Source organism: Jatrophihabitans sp., assembly GCA_036399055.1.
Lineage (GTDB): Bacteria > Actinomycetota > Actinomycetes > Mycobacteriales > Jatrophihabitantaceae > Jatrophihabitans_A.
The window spans coordinates 270,752-291,432 of record DASWNX010000029.1; the positions used below are offsets into that span (position 1 = coordinate 270,752).

General features: G+C 68.1%; 20 protein-coding genes. 16 read left to right on the forward strand and 4 right to left on the reverse strand.

Features of this window, described 5'->3' with window-relative positions; all coding sequences use genetic code 11:
* Position 1: 1 nt before the first annotated feature.
* The 10 genes from VGB75_12385 (at position 2) to VGB75_12430 (ending at position 9,845) form a co-directional block, all read left to right on the forward strand.
* A complete protein-coding gene (locus VGB75_12385) occupies positions 2–736 on the forward strand; it encodes a class I SAM-dependent methyltransferase (GenBank protein ID HEY0167829.1) in 735 nt (244 codons plus the stop codon).
* 109 nt (positions 737–845) lie between these two features.
* Positions 846–2,027 (forward strand): glycosyltransferase, encoded by a 1,182-nt coding sequence (locus tag VGB75_12390; GenBank protein HEY0167830.1) that lies wholly within the window; start codon positions 846–848, stop codon positions 2,025–2,027.
* 11 nt (positions 2,028–2,038) lie between these two features.
* The gene (locus VGB75_12395; protein ID HEY0167831.1) at positions 2,039–3,781 is read left to right on the forward strand and encodes a hypothetical protein; all 1,743 of its coding nucleotides are present in this window, start codon (positions 2,039–2,041) and stop codon (positions 3,779–3,781) included.
* Between the two features lie 82 nt (positions 3,782–3,863).
* On the forward strand, positions 3,864–4,484 hold the full coding sequence (locus tag VGB75_12400; protein ID HEY0167832.1) for a hypothetical protein: 621 nt from the start codon (positions 3,864–3,866) through the stop codon (positions 4,482–4,484).
* Positions 4,465–5,466, forward strand: coding sequence for a hypothetical protein (locus VGB75_12405; GenBank protein ID HEY0167833.1), 1,002 nt, complete (start codon positions 4,465–4,467; stop codon positions 5,464–5,466). The genes VGB75_12400 and VGB75_12405 overlap by 20 nt, the downstream gene beginning before the upstream one ends.
* Positions 5,463–7,214, forward strand: coding sequence for an AAA family ATPase (locus VGB75_12410; protein HEY0167834.1), 1,752 nt, complete (start codon positions 5,463–5,465; stop codon positions 7,212–7,214). Before VGB75_12405 ends, VGB75_12410 begins: the two co-directional genes overlap by 4 nt.
* 92 nt (positions 7,215–7,306) lie before the next feature.
* On the forward strand, positions 7,307–7,594 hold the full coding sequence (locus VGB75_12415) for a multiubiquitin domain-containing protein (GenBank protein HEY0167835.1): 288 nt from the start codon (positions 7,307–7,309) through the stop codon (positions 7,592–7,594).
* Positions 7,595–7,598: 4 nt separating this feature from the next.
* A complete protein-coding gene (locus tag VGB75_12420) occupies positions 7,599–8,006 on the forward strand; it encodes an E2/UBC family protein (GenBank protein HEY0167836.1) in 408 nt (135 codons plus the stop codon).
* 3 nt (positions 8,007–8,009) lie between these two features.
* Positions 8,010–9,347, forward strand: coding sequence for a ThiF family adenylyltransferase (locus VGB75_12425; protein HEY0167837.1), 1,338 nt, complete (start codon positions 8,010–8,012; stop codon positions 9,345–9,347).
* A gap of 186 nt (positions 9,348–9,533) precedes the next feature.
* Positions 9,534–9,845, forward strand: coding sequence for a hypothetical protein (locus VGB75_12430; GenBank protein ID HEY0167838.1), 312 nt, complete (start codon positions 9,534–9,536; stop codon positions 9,843–9,845).
* A 56-nt stretch (positions 9,846–9,901) separates the two neighbouring features.
* Here VGB75_12430 and VGB75_12435 read toward each other — a convergent pair whose 3' ends face one another.
* The 3 genes from VGB75_12435 to VGB75_12445 form a co-directional block, all read right to left on the reverse strand.
* Positions 9,902–10,366, reverse strand: coding sequence for a hypothetical protein (locus VGB75_12435; GenBank protein ID HEY0167839.1), 465 nt, complete (start codon positions 10,364–10,366; stop codon positions 9,902–9,904).
* A gap of 1 nt (position 10,367) precedes the next feature.
* Positions 10,368–11,705, reverse strand: coding sequence for an ATP-binding protein (locus VGB75_12440; GenBank protein ID HEY0167840.1), 1,338 nt, complete (start codon positions 11,703–11,705; stop codon positions 10,368–10,370).
* A gap of 124 nt (positions 11,706–11,829) precedes the next feature.
* Positions 11,830–13,731: a hypothetical protein gene (locus tag VGB75_12445; GenBank protein ID HEY0167841.1), complete on the reverse strand. Its 1,902-nt coding sequence runs from the start codon at positions 13,729–13,731 to the stop codon at positions 11,830–11,832.
* Between the two features lie 132 nt (positions 13,732–13,863).
* On the opposite strand from VGB75_12445, the gene VGB75_12450 reads away from it, so the two are divergent.
* The 3 genes from VGB75_12450 to VGB75_12460 all read left to right on the forward strand — a co-directional run bounded on the left by VGB75_12450 (position 13,864) and on the right by VGB75_12460 (position 17,836).
* A complete protein-coding gene (locus VGB75_12450; GenBank protein ID HEY0167842.1) occupies positions 13,864–15,045 on the forward strand; it encodes a class I SAM-dependent methyltransferase in 1,182 nt (393 codons plus the stop codon).
* A gap of 467 nt (positions 15,046–15,512) precedes the next feature.
* Positions 15,513–16,121, forward strand: coding sequence for a GTP cyclohydrolase II (gene ribA / locus VGB75_12455; GenBank protein HEY0167843.1), 609 nt, complete (start codon positions 15,513–15,515; stop codon positions 16,119–16,121).
* On the forward strand, positions 16,118–17,836 hold the full coding sequence (locus VGB75_12460) for a WD40 repeat domain-containing protein (protein ID HEY0167844.1): 1,719 nt from the start codon (positions 16,118–16,120) through the stop codon (positions 17,834–17,836). Before ribA ends, VGB75_12460 begins: the two co-directional genes overlap by 4 nt.
* Positions 17,837–17,917: 81 nt before the next feature.
* Here the strand turns inward: VGB75_12460 and VGB75_12465 are convergent, their stop codons facing one another.
* On the reverse strand, positions 17,918–18,229 hold the full coding sequence (locus VGB75_12465) for a hypothetical protein (GenBank protein ID HEY0167845.1): 312 nt from the start codon (positions 18,227–18,229) through the stop codon (positions 17,918–17,920).
* A 219-nt stretch (positions 18,230–18,448) separates the two neighbouring features.
* On the opposite strand from VGB75_12465, the gene VGB75_12470 reads away from it, so the two are divergent.
* The 3 genes from VGB75_12470 (at position 18,449) to VGB75_12480 (ending at position 20,671) form a co-directional block, all read left to right on the forward strand.
* On the forward strand, positions 18,449–19,402 hold the full coding sequence (locus VGB75_12470) for a MerR family transcriptional regulator (protein ID HEY0167846.1): 954 nt from the start codon (positions 18,449–18,451) through the stop codon (positions 19,400–19,402).
* 463 nt (positions 19,403–19,865) lie between these two features.
* Positions 19,866–20,087 carry a hypothetical protein gene (locus VGB75_12475; GenBank protein HEY0167847.1) on the forward strand — a complete coding sequence of 74 codons (222 nt, stop codon included), beginning with the start codon at positions 19,866–19,868 and terminating at the stop codon, positions 20,085–20,087.
* The gene (locus tag VGB75_12480; GenBank protein ID HEY0167848.1) at positions 20,087–20,671 is read left to right on the forward strand and encodes a hypothetical protein; all 585 of its coding nucleotides are present in this window, start codon (positions 20,087–20,089) and stop codon (positions 20,669–20,671) included. Before VGB75_12475 ends, VGB75_12480 begins: the two co-directional genes overlap by 1 nt.
* Positions 20,672–20,681: the final 10 nt, after the last annotated feature.

Sequence of the window (20,681 nt, forward strand, 5' to 3'; positions counted from 1 at the left end):
AGTGACTGACAAGTCGAACGCGTTGTTGCGCGCCAAGGGGCTCTACGCGGCCGGGGCGCGGGGCGCCGGCTCGGCGCTGACCAGGGCCGGACTGCTCAGCGAGCAGCCGCCCCCGCGCGACCAGCGCGCCAAGCACTGGATGTACAGCCTGACCCGGGCCTATGACTCGCTGGCGATCGCCGAGCTGGACGTGCCGTGGTGGACCTACCGGGCCATCGACGTGGTCGAGGCTTACCTGTCCGGGCTGGCGGCCCATCCCAAGCCGGTCCGGGTGTTCGAGTACGGCTCGGGGGCCAGCACCCTGTGGCTGGCCAAGCGGGCCGAACAGGTGCACTCGGTCGAGCATCACCGCGAGTTCGGCGAGCACCTGCGGGATTCGCTGGCGCCGCTGGCCAACGTCGACTTCCGGATCGTCGAGCCTAGCCCCTCGGACGCCCCGGTGATCGGTTCGCGCAAAGAGGGCGCGGCCGGCCTGGACTTCACCGACTACGTGGCGGCCATCGACGACGTGCCGGGTGAGTTCTCGCTCATCGTGATCGACGGCCGCGCCCGCGAAGCCTGCCTGGAACGGGCCCAGCGCCGGCTCGAGCCCGGTGGCGTCATCGTCTTCGACAACACCCGCCGGCGCCGCTACCGCGAGGCGATCCAGCGCTCCGGCATGGTCGAGCGCCGGCTGACCGGCCTGACGCCGACCCTTCCCTACCCCGACCAGACCTCGCTCCTGACGGCGCGGTGACACTCGCCCGCCCAGCTTCGGCGCCCTGCCGGGCGCGCGCGCTGACCAGCCGGGCCCAGCTCCGGCGGTACGATCTACGGGGTTCCTTCAGCGCCGAACGGAGTACTTGGTGACCAACGCACGCCTGTCCGACGTGGACATCTCCCTTGTCATACCAGCCAAGGACGAGGTCAAGACGATCGCTCCGCTGGTCGGCGAGATCGTGACCGCGATGCAGCAGCGGCCGGAGTTCAGCTACGAGATCGTCTTCGTCGACGACGGCAGCACTGACGGCACCTGGGACTCGATCGAGGCCGTCGCGGCCGTCGACCCGCGGGTGCGGGCCCTGCGGTTCCGCAGCAACTTCGGCAAGGCAGCCGCGCTGGCGGCCGGTTTCGCCGAGGCGCGCGGCGCGATCATCATCACGATGGACGCCGACATGCAGGACGACCCGAACGAGCTGCCCCGGATGCTGGCCACCCTGGAGAGCGGCTACGACCTGGTCACCGGCTACAAGCGCGACCGCAAGGACCCGCTGGGCAAGCGGCTGCCGTCCAAGCTGTTCAACCGCGCCACCGGCGTGGTCACCGGCCTGAAGCTCAACGACCACAACAGCGGCCTGCGGGTGGCCCGCAAAGAGATCTACGACGTGGTGCCGCTGTACGGCGAGTTGCACCGCTACGTCCCGGCGCTGGCGCACGCCAACGGCTTCCGGGTCACCGAGATCCCGGTGAACCACCGGCCGCGGCTGCACGGGGTGTCCAAGTACGGCCTGGAGCGCTACGCCCGCGGCGCGCTGGACCTGCTCACCGTGGTCTCCATCACCCGTTACGGCCGGCGTCCCTCGCACCTGCTGGGCGGGCTGGGCCTGATCTTCGGCGTGATCGGATCGCTGATCCTGACCTACCTGTTCGCCGTCTGGCTGTTCACCGACAACGTCATCGGCACCCGGCCGCTGCTGCAGTTGGGCATCCTGCTCGAGATGCTGGCCGTCCAGTTGATCGGCATGGGACTGCTGGCCGAGCTGATCATCCATCGGACAGATCGCAACTTCGACACCTCGACGCCTTTGCGCAGCAGAACCGGTGCTATCCCCGGCGTGCCAGCGGCGCCGACGGTGCCGGCGGTCGGCAGCGACGTCGAGACCGCGGTGTTGGGCACCCCTGACGGCGCCGGCGTCCCCGCGGCCACCACTGTCCCGATAGCCGGTGGCGCCACCTCGATGCCGACGCCGGCGAGCGCGACCGAGACCACCGTGCTGAACCCGCTCGCCCCGACCGATCCCGCGCTGGCCCGGCCCCGGGCGAACTGAGCCTTTCGACTGTGGACACCACGATCACCGACAGCCCCTCCGAGCGCGAGACCGGCCCCGAGCGCACCGGCGCGGCCGGGTCCGGGGCGAGCGCGGTGGGTCCGGTCGCTGATCGGCCTGGCCGGTTCGGCCGGCTGGGCGAGCGGGCCCGGACGCTGAATCCGGGCTGGTGGGCCGCGCTGCTGACGTTGCTGCCGGCGTTGCTGATGGCCCGGCGGGTCGCCAAGTCGACCCAGATGCAGTACCAGGACTACTGGCCGACGCTGGTGCGCATCACCAACCCCGACGGCAGCCTGCACTTTCGGGGCCTGTTCAGCTACCAGAACGAGCACCCGTTCTTCGTGCCGCAGGTCGTCTACTACCTCGACGCCAAGCTGCTGAACGGCACCAACCACGAGCTCGGCTACTTCGCGATCGCCATGGCGCTGGCCTCGCTGGCGGTGCTGTGGTTCCTGCTGCCCAGCCGGTGGTCTCCGCTGGCGCGGACGATGCTGATGCTGGCCGCCAGCGCGGTGCTGTTCTGCCCCACGGGCGCCTGGAACTACCTCAAGGGCATGAGCGGGACGGCCTGGATCACCGCCAACGTGTTCGGGCTGCTGGGCGTGCTGTTCGCCCGCAACCGGCAGACCGGCCTGGCGGTGGCCGCCGCGGCGCTGTCGCTGCTCAGTTACGGCACCGGGTTCGCCGCGCCGCTGGCCGTCGTCGTGGTGGCCCTGCTGCAGCGTGACCGCTGGTGGCGCTGGGCCCTGCCGCTCGGGTTGTTCTTCGGCGGCTGCGTGGTCTACAAGCTGACCTCCAACGGCGGCACCACCGGCAAGGGCGTCAGCAAGGACCCGGGGCTGCTGGCCCAGACCTTCCTGACCAACGTCTCGACGCTGTGGGACCCCAGCGGCTCGACGTTGGGCCTGGTTGCCGGCGCCTTCGGGCTGGTGGTGCTCGCGGTGGGCTTCGTGACGTTCTGGAACCAGCGGGCCGAGCACGCCGACCTGATCCCCTGGTGGGGCGTCGCCGCCTACGCGCTGCTCTCCTCCGGCCTGATCTCGCTCAGCCGCAGCGAGGCGTTCCTCGGCGACGGGGCGCAGGCCCGCTACGTGTCGCTGTCCGGGCTGTTCTGGATCGCGGTGGCGGTGGTGGGGCTGCGGACGTTGCGCACCTCCCGCGAGCTGACGGTCGGCATCGCGGTCATCGCGGCCGCGGTCGCGGTGTTCTGGGCGGGCAGCCCGCAGCTGTACCAGACGACGGTCAGCGAGACGCCGGTGCAGAACGCGATGGCCGCCGGGGTGCGATTCAACGCCGCCGACCCGTTCCAGGGCCGGTTGCAGGACCCGCCCGCGGTGATCTCACGGCTCAAGGGACTGGGCACCTACCCGTTCACCAGCGACTACACGCTGGGCTGCGGGCTCAAGCCTGAGGGCTCGATCGAGCTGTCCAAGGCCCGCTCGCTGCCCGCGCGGCTGTTCGGAAAGTCCGCCTCGCTGGACCAGGACCGGCTGGTGGGCAGCACCCGCGAGTTCACCGGCTGGATTCATTGGGTCGGGCACCAGCTGCAGTGCGTGGTGCTGACCGACAGCGCCGGGAAGATCATCGGCGGCGGGGCGGTCGAGGTCGTGCGCACCGACGTCTCGACCGCCAACCGAGGCTTTCCCAACAACACCGGCTTCACCGCCGTCACCCCGTCGTCCAACAGCGACGCCAAGCTGGTGCTGGGCTTTTCCGACGGCTTCTACACCCTGCCGACCCTGCCGGTCCCCTAGTGTGCGACGTCGATGACGACCGCCCCGTAGAAAACCTTGCGGAGCAGGTTGCAAACCGCCAGCTTCGGACGACCTACTTGTGATGGATGACGATGCGAGCGAGCTCACCGAGCTCGTGGAGCGGTGGCAGACAGGCTACGGCGACGTCCGCGGCCTGTATGACTCGTTGCGCGAAGGCATGCATCAGACCGCTCGCCGCGGCATCCAGCGGGTCATCGCCAAGCCGCCCGACGAGCACCGCGTCCAAGATGTCGTCTACCGGGCCTTCACCGAGCTGCTGCGCGGAGATCCCGCGGCGATGACGTCGCCGGTCGGCCTGGCGAAGACGATCGCCTACCGGCGTGGCATCGACGAGGGCCGCAGGATTCTGCGGGAGCGCCAGCGCATCTCCCGTCTTGACGCCCTTGACGTCGCGGGCACCGCGCCTGACCGGCAGGAGATCCTGGCCGCCGCCGAGGAAGAGGCGTTGCACCAGCGGGCGGCCGAGTGCATGAAGTCACTCACCAGCGATCAGCGTGCGGTGGTCCAGGCGACGGTCATGGGCGCGATGACGCTGTCTGACTGGGCGCTGAAGGCGGGCACGTCGCATCAAGCGGTGAGCCGGCAGCGTTCGCGGGCATTGGACTCGCTGCGGCGATGCGTCAAACGCCTGCGCACCCTGTCAGCCGGAAAGGAGGCCAGCCGTGGAAGCCGACGCAGCTGATTTCGACGACGTGTCCAGCGACCTGGTCGACAGCTACCTGCTGTTCCTGCGCGGACGCGGCCCCGAGCCCGACCTGTCGGGCCTGTCCTCCGACCGGCGACGCCGGGTCCGCGAGCAGTTCGCGATCGTGGCCGCGCTGGCCGACCGGGCGCCGGCGCTGCCGCCGCTGGAGAACGACCCGGTGGCGATCCGGCTGGGCCTGGCGCGTCCGGAGGCCGACTACCTGACACCCGCGCCCGTCACCGGCGCCCGGCCCGACCCGATCGGGGCCGGCGATGCGGTCGCCGATGCGGTCGCCGATGCGGTTGCCAGCGACGATCCGGCCGGCGATCCGGTCCGGTCGGCGCTGCGTCACCTGGAGCTGCGCTTTGACCGGCAGGTCGTGGTGGACTTCGCCCCCGCCTGGCGAGAGTGGCAGTCGGCGGGGTTGTCGGCGGTGGCCCAGTGCAGCGCCCTGGGTGACAGCGTCGCGGTGTTCACCGCGCCGCCGCGGGCGCTGACCGGCGACGCGGCCGATATCGCGGCGTTCCTGCGGCGACATCCCGACATCTCGGCGGTCTGCCTGAGCACCCCCGACGCCGGAGAAGCCGTCCTGCTGACCGCGGCGGATGCCAACGCCTCTGTCGACCCGGTCCGGGGGTGGCTGGAACCGGGGGTCCACACCGCCGCCGACCTGCTTGAGGTCACCCTCGGGCGCCACTTCGAGGCCCGCCTGCCCCGGTGGGAGCGCGTCGCGGCGTTCACCGACCTGATCGACCTCGGCGACGTGCGGGCAGACGCCGTCGCGGTCGCCGCCGCGACGCTTGCCCACGCGCGGCGATCCAGGCCCCGGCTGCAGCACAAGCGAGAGGCCGTCGCCGCGTTGCGGGCCGTGGACCCCTCGAGCATCGGCGATGTGGTGGCCGACGTGCAGGCGGGCCGCCTCAGCGGTTCCGCCCTGATCAGCCGGCTGTCGGCGCTGGCCGAGGCAGTGGCGTCGTGATCGGCCAGATCGGCGTGCGGCACTGGCGGGCCTATGAGGACCTGGACCTGCGGCTGACCCACCCGGTGACGTTCTTCGTCGCGCCCAACGGCGTCGGCAAGTCCTCCCTGGTCGAGGCCGTCCGCTGGTGCCTGCTGGGCATCCCCGACGGCCGCGCGGCGGTCCGGGCGATCCGCAGCGGGCACGAGTCGGCCTCGGTCCAGCTCGGCCTTGCCCTGCCCGGCCATCCCGACGTCCAGGTCAGCAGGACGCTTCGCCGCAATGGCGCCACCGCGTTCTCGGCGACCGTCGACGGACACCCGGTCGACGAGCGCGGCTATCTGAGGATGCTGGCCAAGGCGTGGTCGGCTGACCGCGGCCTGATCGACGCGATCGTGTTCGGCCCGCCCTCGGCCGGCCGGGCCACCGGCTTTCCGGTGCGTGACCATCTGGCCCAGGTGTTCGGGGTGCAGACGCTGCTGAACGCGGCCGACCAGCTGGCCGAGCGCCGCCAGGCGCTGGCGGCTCAGATCAAGTCGTTGCGCGCTGACGTCGAGGCGACCGACGAGGCCTTCGCGGCCGCGACGCAGGCCGTGGCAGACCTCGAAGCCGAACTGGAGGCGACGTCGGCGCAGCGGCAACGCCTGGCTGAGCAGATCGCCGCCCTCGAACTCCCCGCGCGGCTGGCCGCCCGCTGGGAGCAGTACCGGGTTGACGCCGCCGCCTACAACGCCAAAGCCACCGCGCTGGCCGAGCAGATGGCCGACGCCATCGAGGTGGGCGAGCGCGACCTGCTGACAGCCATCGACGAGAGCCAGCACGAGGTGGCCGCCGCGCTGGCCGACAACGCTGCCGCGACCTCGGCGGCAGAGGTCCGGGTCGCGCAGTCGGCGTCAGCCGCTCAGCTGCTGGCAGGCGCCTCGGGCCAGTGCCCCACCTGCCTGCGCCCGCTGAGCGAGCATGAGCGCGAGGCCGCCCTCGACGTCCACGGCCGGGTCGGCGGCGACATGGACGCCGACATCCAGCGCCACCGGGAGGAAGCCCGGCGACTGCGCACCCGCCTCACCGCGATCTCCCGGTTCACCGCCGCCCTCAGCAAGCTGCGCCCGCCCGCGGAGCCCGAGGAGCCCGATCCCGGCCCTCCGGCCGCCGTCGAACTGGCCGAGGCCCGGCGCCGGGGCGGCGAGCTCGCCGAGCGGCACGGCGCGATCACCGCCCGGCTGCTGGCCGCCCGGCAGCGGCTCACCGACCTGGACGCCGCTGCCGCCGATCAGGCCTCGCTCGCCGCGGCCTCGCGTGAGGACCTGGTTCTTCAAGTGAGCCAGAACAGCATGACGGCGCTGGCCGACCGCTACCTGACCGAGCGCATCAACCCGCTGGCGACCGAGATCAGCCACCGGTGGAAGCTGCTGTTCGGCGCCGAGGGACTGCGATTCGGCACCCACGGGCAGTTGACGTTCAGCGACGGCGGCGTCGACCTGCTGCTGGAGGACCTCAGCGGCGCCGAACGCGCCACCGCCCTGCTGGTGACCCGCCTGCTACTGGCCGCGTCGGCGACCCGCGCCACGACGATCTGGTTCGACGAGCCCCTTGAGCACCTGGACCCGGCCCGGCGGGCTGCGGTCGCCCAGACCCTGGTGCGCGCCGCGCAGACCGGCGCGATCGGCCAGATCCTGGTCACCACCTACGAAGAGGGCCTGGCCCGTCGGCTGCAGGCGACCGCGCCCGACGTCGTGTCGCTGACGTACGCCCATACCACGACGCGCTGAAAAATCTTTTAGACACGCCGGTTGCAGAACGGCGTGTCCGCTCGACCTTCCAGTGAGAGCCCCTGATCGGGGCCACCACGAGGAGGACGACCATGACCCGTTCGATTTCCGACGCCGACGTGACGGACCTGGGACGGCCTAACGGCAACCCGCATCGCCTGCACGCCGTGTACGTCTACGACGTCGACGGAACCATTTACGAGTACGACCAGCCCGTGATCACCGGCGCCCAGATCATGTTCGCGGCCGGCCTTGACCCGCAGCAGGGGCTGATCCACATCCTGAGCGACGGGTCCCGGGTCACCATCACCGCGGCCGAGACGGTCAACCTCTCCGCCGGGGCCCACTTCAAGCGCCGCCCCCGGTTCAAGCGGGGCTGAGGTCATGTCGATTCCGGCCGACCTGCGGCGGCGCCTGGCGCTGGAGAGCCCATACCTGCGCCAGGCGTTTCCCACCGCCTCGCTCGACGTCGAAGCCCTCGTCGTCACCGTCGCCGACTACTCGCTGCCGCCCGGCTGGTCCCATCAGCGCACCGAGGTGCTGTTCGCCGTCCCGGCCAACTACCCCGCCGGTCAGCCGGAGAACATCTGCGCGCGGCCGGACCTGACACTGGTCGACGGCGGCGTGCCGGGCAACAGCCAGGGCGTCCAGACCCACGCGGGCAGGCCGTGGCTGCAGCTGTCCTACCACGTCAATCCCGCCGACTGGCGGCCCAAGGCCGACCCGGCGGCGGGCAGCAATTTGACCGAGTACCTCACCGGGGCGCTCACCCGATTCGATGAAGCGAGCTGACACGTGAGCACACTGAAGTTCACCGACCCGCACCAGTGGGACCGCCTCGAGCAGCACCTGGCCGCGGCCAACGGTGAGCGATTCGCCTTCGCCTACACCCGCATGCTCAGCGACTCCGGCGCCGGCCCGGTGCTCGAGGTCGTCGGGATCACGCTGATCTCCGACGCCGACACCACCCGCGGCATCGACGGCTGGTACCTGTCCGACCCTGCCGTGGACCGGGTCCACAACCATGCCCTGGCCACCGGTTGCGGCATCGTGGAGTTCCACAACCACCGGCACGGGCCGCCGGGCTTCTCCCACACCGATGAGGACACCCTCGCCCCGACGGTCAGCTACTGCCTGGACCTGCTCGACGGCGTGCCCTACGCGGCGGCGGTCTGGGCCGACGGCGCGGTCCACGCCGAGTGGTGGCGCCTGGGCCTGGACGGCGGCGTCGAACGCGGCCAGTTCAGCACGGTGACCGTCCTCGGCGACCAGTTGCGCGTGCTCAACGCCGCGCCCGCCGCCGAGGAGCGGCTGGCCCGGCAGCTGCCGCTGCTCGGCACCCGGGCCCAGGCCGCGATCAGCGCCCTGCGGGTGGCTGTGGTGGGCGCCGGCGGCACCGGCTCGCACGTGGCCCAGTCGCTGGCCTACCTGGGCTTTCGCCACGTCCTGGTCATGGACGACGACCTGGTGGAGATCAGCAATCTCAACCGGATGGTCACCGCCGGCTACGCCGACATCGGCCACCGCAAGACCCAGGCGACCCGCACGCGGATGCGCGCCATCAACCCGCTGATCGAGGTGTCGGTCGCCGGCGGGGTCACCGTCGCCGGGGAGCATCCCGAACTCGACGACGTCGATCTGATCATCGGCTGCGTGGACGACGACGGCCCGCGCAACCGGCTCAACGTGATCGCCGCCCGCACCCGGACGCCCTACATCGACATCGCGACCGGGGTCGATGACACGGTCGAGCCGTTCGCGCTGGGGGGCCGGGTCATCTTCACCACGCCCGACGGTCCGTGCCTGAGCTGCCTCGGCGAGCTGGACGCGGCCGAGATCGCCCGCTGGGCCAAGCCGGCCCACCAGCAGGGCCTGGACCGCCAGCACGGGTACGGCACCGGCAGCAAGAGCCCGTCGGTGGTGTTCCTCAACGGCCTGACGGTCAACGCCGCGCTGTCGGAGCTGGCCGCTTGGCTGTCGGGCGCGCGGGTGCCGGCGCGGTGGCTGGACGTGGACCTGATCGGGGACCCGACCCGGCCAGGCACCCAGGTGGCCCCGCGCCAGGTCGCCGGCCCAGACCCTGGATGCATCACCTGCGCCAGCCGAAGCCGCTTCGCCCGTGTCCGGTCATGAAGCGGCTGGCCGGGTGAAGACGGCGGCTGGCGGCGCATCGATACCGCGCGCATCCCACCCTCGGTGCGCCGCCAGTTGATCCGCCGAGTCACTCAGGGCAGATGGCTCTTCCAAAGCCGCCGCCCCGCCACCTATTATCGAACACATGTTCGACCACCATCGCTTGCAGCTCCTACGAGGTCCCTGATGCATAACTCAGCTCTTCCCGCTTACGGCGCGGTCCGGTACTGCCCGGCCGGCCACTGGCAGCCACGTCCGGGCATGCACCCGATGGGCCACGCCCTGCCCCTGGCCGCCTACCGCGTGCGGCGTGACACCCGCAAGCTCGAACTCAACGGCCAGCTGACCGAGTGGCCGGCCGACCAGCTGTTCATCCGCCGGTGCACCACCGTGGTGCGCACCGAGGACCCGAACACCGGCCGGGCCGTGTCGATCCTGTGCGGTCAGGAGTGGGTCGAATCGACCCACGGCGCCACCAACTACTGGGCCGTCAGTTGAAGTGGGTGGTGACTGCTAGCGAGAACCTCACTTGTGCTTGGCTGGGCATGCGTCGTTTAATTATGTGCCGCCAAAACGGTATCAATTGTCCAGATAGTCACTGCGGTGATTCCTGAACGAGCTCGGTACAGATCACGTTCAGCAAGGATGCAGAGGTCTCCCCCACCCAAACCGTTCACTGCGTGCTCGACTAGCGTCATGGCTGTGCCCGATCCTGCGACCAATCTGCGCAAATAATCGCCTTCCCAGAGGAATTGATGCATCGTCCATGGAGCTTTGCCTTCGGCCACTAAGCTGATCAGATCAGCAAACACTTGGGCGGTCGCTCGTCGCATTCTCCCGTCGGGCACTTGCGCGATAAAATTTCCTGTTTCAATTATCGCTGTCACCGGTAAGATGAAAGTCTCACCACGTGCGCGCCGATTGGCAAATTCTGCGACCACCTCTGCTCGTCCTTGGTCTCGACCAGGCACCGGTAAAAGATTGCAAAGTATCGAGGTGTCGATAAAACTTACCGTCACCTCAACTAATTCCTAACAGTCGATCGAAGGCATCATCATCAGGAGTTCGCGATTGAGGTTCCGTCAAACGCCCCAGGGATACGAGGTCACCGATTCGACCGGATGCTATCGTCCCGGCATAACCCGGCAGATCAGTTATCCGAGAGATTTTACTTGCCCGAGACTTTGGATCTCGGAAGCACACGAAAATGCTCCGGTTCAACTGGCCAGTCATAGCATTCAATAGAGCCGGGCTATGAGTCGTCACCAGCATGCTAGTACCCGATTCCTGACTTGTCTGCTGGATGAGCTCCAACACACGTCCGGCTTGAGACGGGTGTAAGCCATTTTCTAATTCCTCGATAACCATCAACACTGTGACTGGTAACTTATTTAGCACTAACCCCGAGTCGATATCCAAACCCTTGTTGGATGTTAAGAGTGCTGTAGCAATCGCCATGAACCGCAATAACCCGTCGCTCATCTCCCGAGCTGGCGTAAGGTCTCCCCGCTTTGTACCTTCTCGAAGAGCCAGCATCACATCACCCAAGTCTGATGAAGTTACAGTGACGCTCTTGATACCATCATCTGCCACATTCCGCACCAATTCTTCTAGCTCCGTAAAAGTATCCGGGTCTTCTCTACGAAGCCTTGCTATTGCTGCGGATATATTGTCTCCGTTGCGTGTTAATTCTGCATTTCGAGCAGGTACGTAATCGCGCATGAAATGAGGCACCGGGTCGAAGTGGAACACTGCCCGTAGTGCCCCAATGACGGCTTGAGCGCCTTTGAGCACAGCTTCATCAGCTAGGCTGGTAGCCACAAATCGGAGGGGTAATTGTGTTACCAACAGTCGACTATCTCGGAATTGCATAGTTGGATTGTTTCCGCGCTTACCATTGAACACCTCGGCCACCAAGCCCGTCGAATCCTTCTTCACGGGCCGGGACCATAACAGTGGGCGATCCTCGATATATCCAGACTCAAGCGCGGGCCCGGGACCCCATAGCGACTCTTGGAGGATCCGAAGTTCTGGTCGGACTTGTACTGTTACGCTGAATCGATACACATCCTGCCCCTGGGCCACCAAGCACCCGAGGCGAAATCGGTTCATCCCATGGGGGGCGCATCCTGCGGACCCACCTCGAACCGGTCCACCCGTTCGCCTTCTGCCATCTAATGCATCAGCGAGGTCCTCGCCCCCGGCTAGCCGCGACAACACCTCTATAGCATCTAACGCATTTGACTTACCTGAACTGTTTCGGCCAGTGAGAACCGTGACAGCGTCAAGGGGAAGCCTTTCGCCTTTGTACGACTTGAAGGCATGCAGTTGTATTTCGGTCAGACGCGCTGCGGTCATGCCACTAGCGTATCCAGACGCTCCCCTGCGCGTGGGAAGCTGACTGTCGAACGGTGCCTGTCGCAGTACCGGCCGGCCCGAGGCTACACGTTCCCGTCTGCTGAATCCGATCGGCGGTTCGGCGTCAACTGGCAGGCACCGGGCGGCCGATCCGGACGTCGGTCAGGCAGATCCCAGGATTCTGGGCATCCAACCGCAGGACCTTGATCGCGGTGCCGCGCAGCATGAAGGTCAGCTCCCCCGAGCCCCTCACCGGAAAGCCGCGGAAGGACCCGGTCGCCTCGATGTAGCGGGTGCCGTCGTGCACCGCGAACCGCAGCATCGACGGTTCGGCCACCTTGTAGCGGAACCTGATCGTCCAGTTCTCCTTGCCCAGCGCCGGCTTCAGCGGCGCGAACACCTGTTGCTTGCTGCGGGTGCTGCAGGCCAGCGCTACCGTGCTGCGGGTCTGGAACGTGGCCGGCACCAGATGCCCGGCCCGGTCCACCACGTACATCGGCCGCCGCAGGTCATCGACGCTGACCTCGTGCCCGCTGACCAACCGGGCCAGGAACGGCGAGGTGCTGTAGCGGCCATAGGTCGTCAGTGACAGCGTGTGGGGAACCATCGTGGTGTAGAGGCTCCACGGCCCCCGGGCGTCGGCGGCCTCGATGCCCTGCTGCAGGTTGGGCACGTAGGTGCGCCCCGGCGCGGTGGACCAGCGGCGCGAGATCGGCACGGCCGAGGTGAGAAACACCGTCCAGGTGACCAGCAGGAAGACCCCGGTGATCAGCAGGTGCCGGCGGTTGAGGCCCCGCCAGGCGCCGCCGAGCCAGCCGGTCACCGCGTGCGAGGGCTCGGCGTCGGCGGCGACGTTGGGCTGATCGGGGTCAGGGCCCGGACGCATCAGCACCACCGCCAGCGCCAGCACCGCCAGCACCGCCACGTCAGAGATGTAGCGGAACTCGTTTCCGATTCGCGGACCGTGCCCGGCCAGCCGGGCGGTGGCGATCGAGTACTGCGCCACCAGGAAGATCGGCAGCAGGATCACCCAGCCGCGCAGCGCGCGCCAGCCCAGCCGGCGCACCCCCCAGACGGTGATCGCCAGCACCGCCAGCTGGGTGGTGACCAGCCACCACAGCGGGGTGCCGGCCGTGGACTCCGGCCCCAGCGGCTCGGTCCGGATCGGCCCGCCGAACAGGGCCGGCACCAGCGCGCGGCTCCAGGCCACCCACAGGTACTCCACCACCTCGGCGGTGGTGTAGCCGGGTTGCTTGCGGACGAACGAGCCGGTCAGGTAATACGCCAGGAAACCGGCCGCCACCACGATCAGCGACAGATAGCCGACCCAGGCACGGCGCAGCACCCGCAGCAGCTCCCGCGGGCTGACCCGGCGGCACACCGCGGCCGGCAGGAACAGCGCGCCGAACAGGCAGCCGAACAGCGTCCGCTCGTAGAACATCAGGCCGAGCAGCATCCAGAAACCGGCCAGCAGCCCCCAGAGCGCCCGGCGCGGGCCTCGGGCGGTGAGGTAGCACCGCACCAGCGACGCGCAGCTGAGCGCGCTGGTCAACGCGCAGGTCGTCACCCCCGAGCCGCCGGCCCACCACTCGCCGGTGGGCAGCCACATCGCGGTGGCGCCGGCCATCGAGGCGAACACCAGGTGCAGCGGACTGGGCGGGTAGAGGTTGCGCAGGATGCGGTACACCGTGAAGGCGGTCAGGCCGATGCCGGCCGCGACCAGAGCGGCCGCGACCTGGTAGTTCATCGGAAAGGCGCGGATCAGCAGCCAGTTGACCAGCCGGTTGCCCGGCTGCGGATGCCCGAACACGGTCAGCTGCAGGTACTCCCGGGACAGGGGGTTCATCTGGGCGAGCTCGAGGTTCTGGAAGTCGTCCAGGAACCAGCTGCCGACGCTCATGAACCGGTACAGCAGCGCCGCCTGCACCACGGCCAGCACGATCGCCAACCGGTCCAGCAACCGCCGGTGGTCGGTGGCGGGGGCTTGGGGACTGCGCTCGTCGGAGATAACTGCCTGGCTCGCCACGAAGGCCAGTATGGCATTGCCGCGCCCGCCGGCCGGGCAGGTGCGGCGCGGGTCCGGCCCGGCCGCTGGCGGCGTTAAACTGCGCTGCGCGGGCCGCCTCAACCCGCCTGGCCAGCTAGGAGAGAGCGGTTCATGTCAGAGCTCACGACCTCGACCGAGTCGATGCCCGAACACCCGGCCTCCGAAGCGACGACACCAGAACCGACAGCCGCCGAGATCGCGGCCGAGACGGCGACAGCCCCGCCACCGTCCGCGCACGAGCGGGCGGCGATGACGCCGGGGCCGGCAGCGGCCGAGACGGCGACCACCACGGCAGCCTCGACCACGTCTATCGAGGCGCCGCCCACGACAGCCGCCAACGACCACTACTCGAAGTCGGCCAACGCCGAGATCTGGTGGAACGCCCACTTCGAGCAGGCGGCCGGGCAGGTTCTGGACTTCTTCGCCGGCGACGGCATCTCACTGGAAGGCAAGTCGGTCGCCGACATCGGCTGCGGCGACGGCATCATCGACCTCGGCGTCGCCGTGCGCGCCAAGCCCGACCGGCTGGTGGGCTTCGACATCCTGTCCCACGACGTCGAGGAGCTGCGGGAACGGGCCGCGACGTACGCCGGCCTGGAGAAGCTGCCCGACAACCTGTACTTCTGCGTCAGCGACACCACCCGGCTGCCCGCCGAGGACGACGAGTTCGACTACGTGATCAGCTGGTCGGCCTTCGAGCACATCGCCGACCCGGTCGCGATCCTGCGTGAGATCCGCCGGATCCTGCGCCCGCACGGCGTGCTGTTCATCCAGTTGTGGCCGTTCTACCACTCCGCGCACGGCACCCACCTCGTCGACTGGTACCCCGAGGGCTTCGCGCAGTTCCGGCACAGCCACGAGCAGATCCTGCGCACGGTCCGCTCCAGCGGCGAGCAGCAGATGGCCAGCGACATGATCGAGGCCTACCGGACCCTCAACGGCATTACCGCCGACGGCCTGCAGGACGCCCTGCGCCAGGCCGGGTTCCGGATCGTCAAAGTGGCGCTGGACTCCGAGGCGGTGCATATCCCGGTCGAGGCCTCGCACCTGCCGCTGTCACAGGTGGCCATCAGCGGCATCAAGCTGCTGGCCATCGCCGATGACCACTGGGCTGAGTCGGCGCCCCAATTCACCAACGCGCCCCCACCCGTTGTCGCGATCCAGCCCAAGGACTCCGCCGAGTCCGACGAGCCCGGCGCCGATCAGGACGAGCCGGCAGCCGATCCCGGACACGCCGAGCCGACCGAGCAGCCGGACGAGGAGACCGAGCCCGAGTCGGGCTCTCCTAGCTAACGAAGGCGCCAATCGTTCCTCGAGGCGATGGCGAATGCGCGCTCGACGCTGCCTGCGGGGGCCGAAGCATGTCGATGGATTTCGGATGCAAACGTCCTGGACATGAGCCGTGACCGTCGAGTGACTGCCTTGTGGCTCACTCTTGTCGCTATTTTCTCATTCATCCTTTAAGCACAACGGAAATCACGACTTCGCCTGCTGGCCGGGCCGCCAGCCGGAACGACCTCCGCTTTGAGTGACTGCTCTCGCCGCTAGCGAGATAGCTCACCTAATAGGCGGTGTATGGGCTGAATTGTTTTAACTTGACGCCCTCCGAACGCGGCATTATGGTTATTTGCGGCCAAGGCGGCTATGCGTGTGTGCCACCTCATCGGGAATTAACTCATCCTTCGGACAAAAACTTGACACAGTTATCGAAGCCCGACCTCAACGTGCTGACCCGGGTTCCGCTGCCGGCTCATCTGCCCGTGGTCGAACTGACCCAAACCCCTCTGGCTCAGGCTGAAATCGCGTCCTTCGGTCCTGACATCGACGGCGAACACGTCGCGGTTCTGCTCGGTGACTGGATGGGTCAGGATGCTCCGCTCGTGCGCATCCACTCGGAGTGCCTGACCGGGGACGTCTTCGGTTCGGCGCGCTGCGACTGCGGGCCCCAGCTGCGAGAGGCGCTGGCGTTGATGGCCGCCGAGGGTGGCATCGTCCTCTACCTGCGCCAAGAGGGCCGCGGAATCGGCTTGTACAACAAGCTGGACGCCTATCGCCTACAAGACCGGGGACTCGACACCTACGAGGCGAACCGCGCGCTCAACCGGGCAGAGGACGAGCGGGATTTCGGGGTGGCCGCGGCCATGCTGCTGGCCCTGGGTGTCCGCAAGTGCCGTCTGCTCACCAACAACCCGCAGAAGCATCGACAGTTGCAGGAACGGGGCATCGAGGTCGTCGAGCGGCAGGCGACGGGCGTGTACGTCAGCGGCGCCAACCGGACCTACCTCGAGGCCAAGGTGGCCCACGCCCACCACGACATGGTCATGCCGTCGGTCATGTCGGCGACCGAGATAAACGAGGAGACGACATGACAGGCAAGCTCGGAATCGCCCACCGCAGTCCCATCAGCGGCGTCGCGTGCTGGCGCGACCGCTACGTCGCCACGGCCGGTTACGACAACCAGGTAATCCTGTGGGAGGCCGAGACCGGCGTGCCGCTGGCCCGCGTCCTGCACGACCATCTCGCCAACCAGTGCGCGTTCAGTCCGGACGGACGCTGGCTGGTCTCCTCCTCCAGTGATTACAGCGCGCGGTTGTGGTCCGTGCCCGACCTGCGCCTGCACGCGGTCATGGACGCCCACGAGGACGACGTCGAGATGTCGGTGTTCCATCCGACCCGCGAGCTGATCGCCACGGCCAGTCGCGACCATCTCGTCCGGGTATTCGACTACCGCGGCAACGTGGTGGCCTCGCTTGCCGGCCACACCGCTGATGTCATCTCCGTGGAGTGGTCTGCCGACGGCGCCGAGCTGATCTCCTCCAGCGATGACGGGACTATCAAGCGCTGGAGCGTGGCTCACGGCACGCTGCTCAGCGACATCGACATGGACCAGGTGGAGACCGACACGATCGTGCTCTCCGCAGACGGCACCATCTACGCCGGCAACGACGCCGGCGAGGTCGTCACGGTCCGTCCGGACGGCTCTCGCACCGTCACGATGGCACACGACGCCGGCGTCAAACGTTTGGTGCTCGGCAGCGCCCAGGGCCTGTTGGTGAGCCTGAGCTATGACCGCACGGCCCGTCTCTGGAACGTCACCGGCGATGAGATCGTCGCGGTGAGCGACACCTCGATCCCCGAGGACGTCTGGGCGCGCTCCTGCGCCTTCGGCGCCGGCACGACGCTGGTGTTCGGAACGTTCGGCAGCCGTTACCGGACCTTCGACTACGCCACCGGCAAGTGGGACGAGGCCCCGATAGCGCCGACCTTCGGCGTGAACGCCGCGATTGCCTACGGCGACGCCGGCGAGGCGCTGGCCATCGGTGACGCCGGCATCACCTGGATCGACAGCGAGCGCGGTCGCCAGGAGGTCGCCCAGATGGGCAGCCTCTGCAACTTCCTCACTCCCGTCGAAGACCTCGTCCTGACCGGCGGCCAGCTCGGAAGAGTCTTCGACGCGCTGACCGGCAGGGTCTTGCACCAGCATCGCTCGCCGCTCAACTGCGGCACGGCCTTCGACCGCGCCGACGGCCGCTACGCGGTGGTCGGCGCCTACACCGGCGAGGGCCTGCTGTTTCGGGTCGAGGGTGACCGCGCCGAGCACGTTCAGGACCTGCCCTTGTTGCAGAACGCGATCAAGGGGGTCGCGGCCGGCGAGAACCTGCTCTTCGCGGTGTGCGCCGACTACAGCGTGACCTGGTGGGATCTGGCCTCTATGACCGAGGTTCGCACCTTGCGCATGGCTCACGACCGCATCGTCAACGGCTGTGTCAGCCTCGGTGGTGACCGGTTCGCCAGCGTCAGCCGCGACATGACCCTGCGCATCTGGGAACCGGACGGGCAGAGCCGCGTGGTGCCCACGCCGCACAAGAACTCGGTCAAGTGCGTGTCGGCCAACGCCGACGGCAGCATCATCGCGACCGGTAGTTACGGTGGCGCGGTCGCCCTCTATGACGCTGTCAACGACCGCTGGTACCCGACGCTGCGGCCCACGACGAGTGGAATCTCCACGCTCGCCTACGACCCGGCAGCCAACACGTTCCTCGCGAGCTCCTACGACGGAACGGTCTATCGCCTCACGCCGTGAGACCGCCTACCTCGCCCGAGAGCGTCGAAAGCCTCGACGCTCTCAGGCGCCGTCCGTCACGGTGTCTTGCACAAGTAGGAATCAGACGAAGTCCGTCCGCGGCCATCCGCCATCAGCTCTCAAGCTCTGCTGAGGCTCAGCTAGCGGTGACGAAGCGCCGAACGGCTGGTCGTTGACGGTGACCCCGCGCTGCCTTCGCTGCTCCGCGCGGGCGCGCCGCCGCTCAAGGCTCTCACTCTGCCGCAACTGCTGGTAGTACGGGTCGTATTTGGTCCCGATCAGCGGGTGGGCCGGTGAATCAGCCGGCCCTAACAGCGCGATGAAGAATGCGTGCACCGGGTTAACGGTGCGATAGGGCTGAGGGATCGCGGGGTCCTGGGGATCGAACATCATGCTCGCCTGCTTTCGTGTCGAGGAGCTACTGGTCCGACGGGCTGCGCTGCGCTCTCGGTTAGATCAGGGTGGGGAGCGTCTCTGGTCTCGCTTCCGCTGTCTCTCAAGGTATGGCCGCCGAATGCGGGGTCGCAACCAAAACTTGCACAACTTGGGTGTCAGGCTGGGGGGTCCCACGATCTGCTGCCGCAATCGCCGGTTCGGGTGCATCATGGCGCGGTGGAGTTGCTCTCAGTCGGAGATGTGGCAGCCCAGCTCGGGGTTTCCCCATCGACGGTCCGGATGTGGGGACGACGCTATGGCCTTGTCGCTTCAGCCCGGTCTGAGGGCGGCCATCGGCGCTACACCAGCGCGGATGTGGAACGGCTGCACCACATGCACGCGGCGGTGATCTCCGGCGAGACCCCGGCGGCCGCAGCGGCTCTGGTGCTCGCCGGCAAGCAGCGCCACGATGACGCTACGGATTGGCCGGTGACGGCAGGGACTTCACGCTACGGCGGCGGTTTCGTGCTCGCGCTTCCCGGCGCCGGGCGCACTGCCCAGGGCATCGGACGGGCAGCCTCCCGCCTGGATGAGATAGGCGCCAGGGAAATGACCCTGCAGGCACTGCATGAGCTCAAGACGACGCGGACCTGGAACCAGGTGTTGCGGCCGGTGCTGGTCGCCACAGGAGTGCACTGGCAGCACACCGGAACGGGCATCGAGATCGAGCATCTGCTGACCCAGGCCATCACCGCGGCTTTCGCCACCTATGTCAGCCAACTCCCTGAACCTGCACAAGATCGGCCGGTGGTACTGGCCGGCGGTCCTCGGGAAGACCACGTGCTGACCCTGCTCGCGGTCCGCGGCGCCCTCGCAGAACGCGGCGTGCCGGTCCGAACGCTCGGTGCGCGCACCCCGACGCAGGCGCTGACCAGCACTGCGACCCGCATCCGAGCGGCTGCGGTCTTCATCTGGGCGACCAAGCCGGCCAATGCGTCGGAACAGGAGATTCGTGAGTTGAGTGAGAATCATCGCGGACTCACGGTGGTGCTCGGGGGCGCCGGCTGGCGACAGTCCTCGATCGGCAGCGGCACTGTGTGCACAAGCCTGGAACAGGCCGCTGACCTTCTCGACCAGTCGTGGCGCCGCAAGGTTCGAAAGGGCTTGTCCGAAAATCCGTCACTCTCCTGAAAAATACTTGCACAAATTTCAACAAGACCGCTGAGCGCGGGCGTATAAAGAAAAGGGCGCTCAACCAGGACACGCGCACGCTGCTGCCGATCGTCGCGGCCGGCCACGTCTGGAGTCGTCATGGTGTGCGCTCAGTCCGTCATCAGCGTCTTCTCTCTCACCGCGAACCGGTTCGGCACAGTCCACAGTCCCTTCCCGCGCCACCACTGGCCGCCCTCGCCGGCATAGCTGCGCTCTGTCCGGCCCGTGATCGCGCCGCCTTCGGCCGTCGAGGCGTCGATCCTGCTGACCGGCGCCTTCAAGCACGTTGTGGCGGTTCGCACGCTCGACCAGCCTGGTGGCAGTCGGTGACGCGCCGCACCGTTTGCCGCATCACGGAAAGGAGAAACCCCAGTCACTAGCGCAGTGCCCGCCGAGCCGTTCGGGCTCGGTCACCACGAACATCATCATCAGGAGTAGGCAGATGTCAGAGCACACGATCGAGCAGAACCACGTCGCGACCAGCTTCGCTGATCTCGGCAAGGAAATGTGGGCATACCTGACCGGCCGCGGCGCCGCGATCAACTACGAATTCGTCGACATGATCGTTGAGGTGCCGCGGGAAACCGGTCCCGACGCGCCCCGTGCCATGTGGAAGCTCAACGGGACGCTGCGCATCACGACACGGGAGCGCGCGTCCAACTGATGTCGCAGCCATTGCCGAAGCTGGACGTCGAGGGCGATCTGCGGATCGACCTCGACGGCCAGTCCGCGACCCTCAGCGGCGCCGACAACCACCTGGTCGTTCACGCTGAGAGCCCGGCCGACCTGGTGGCGGCGGCGCTTGCGGGCCAACGGCCGGAAAAGCACCGGAACCTGCGCGGACCTCAGGCGCTGGGTGCGTTCGCGGACTCGCTGGACACCGCCGGCGTAGAACTCAAGGTGACCGGGCCGTCCGGCACCCTGCTTACCCTCGGCAGCGGCCAGCACTGGCGGTGGGCAAGGCTGGCCACCGGCAGCGTGCACGTCCGTCCCGGTGGGATGGCCATGCTGCGCCCGCTGCTGGCCAAAGCCGTCTTGGAGCGACTGCGGCGCAGCCCGCCGCGTGCCCGGACCACGGCGGTGGGGGTGGCGGCCGGAGCAGTCCTGGCCTTGACCTTGCGGGTGCGTAGGTCACGTCGGACAGTGGAAAGGACCCTGTTCGACCGTCTTCGAGAGGCTGTGTGGGTGAGCTTTTCGGGTCGCTGCGGGCAGGGCAGACAGTGGCCATCGGCGCGGTCGCGCCCATAGTGTTGGGTCA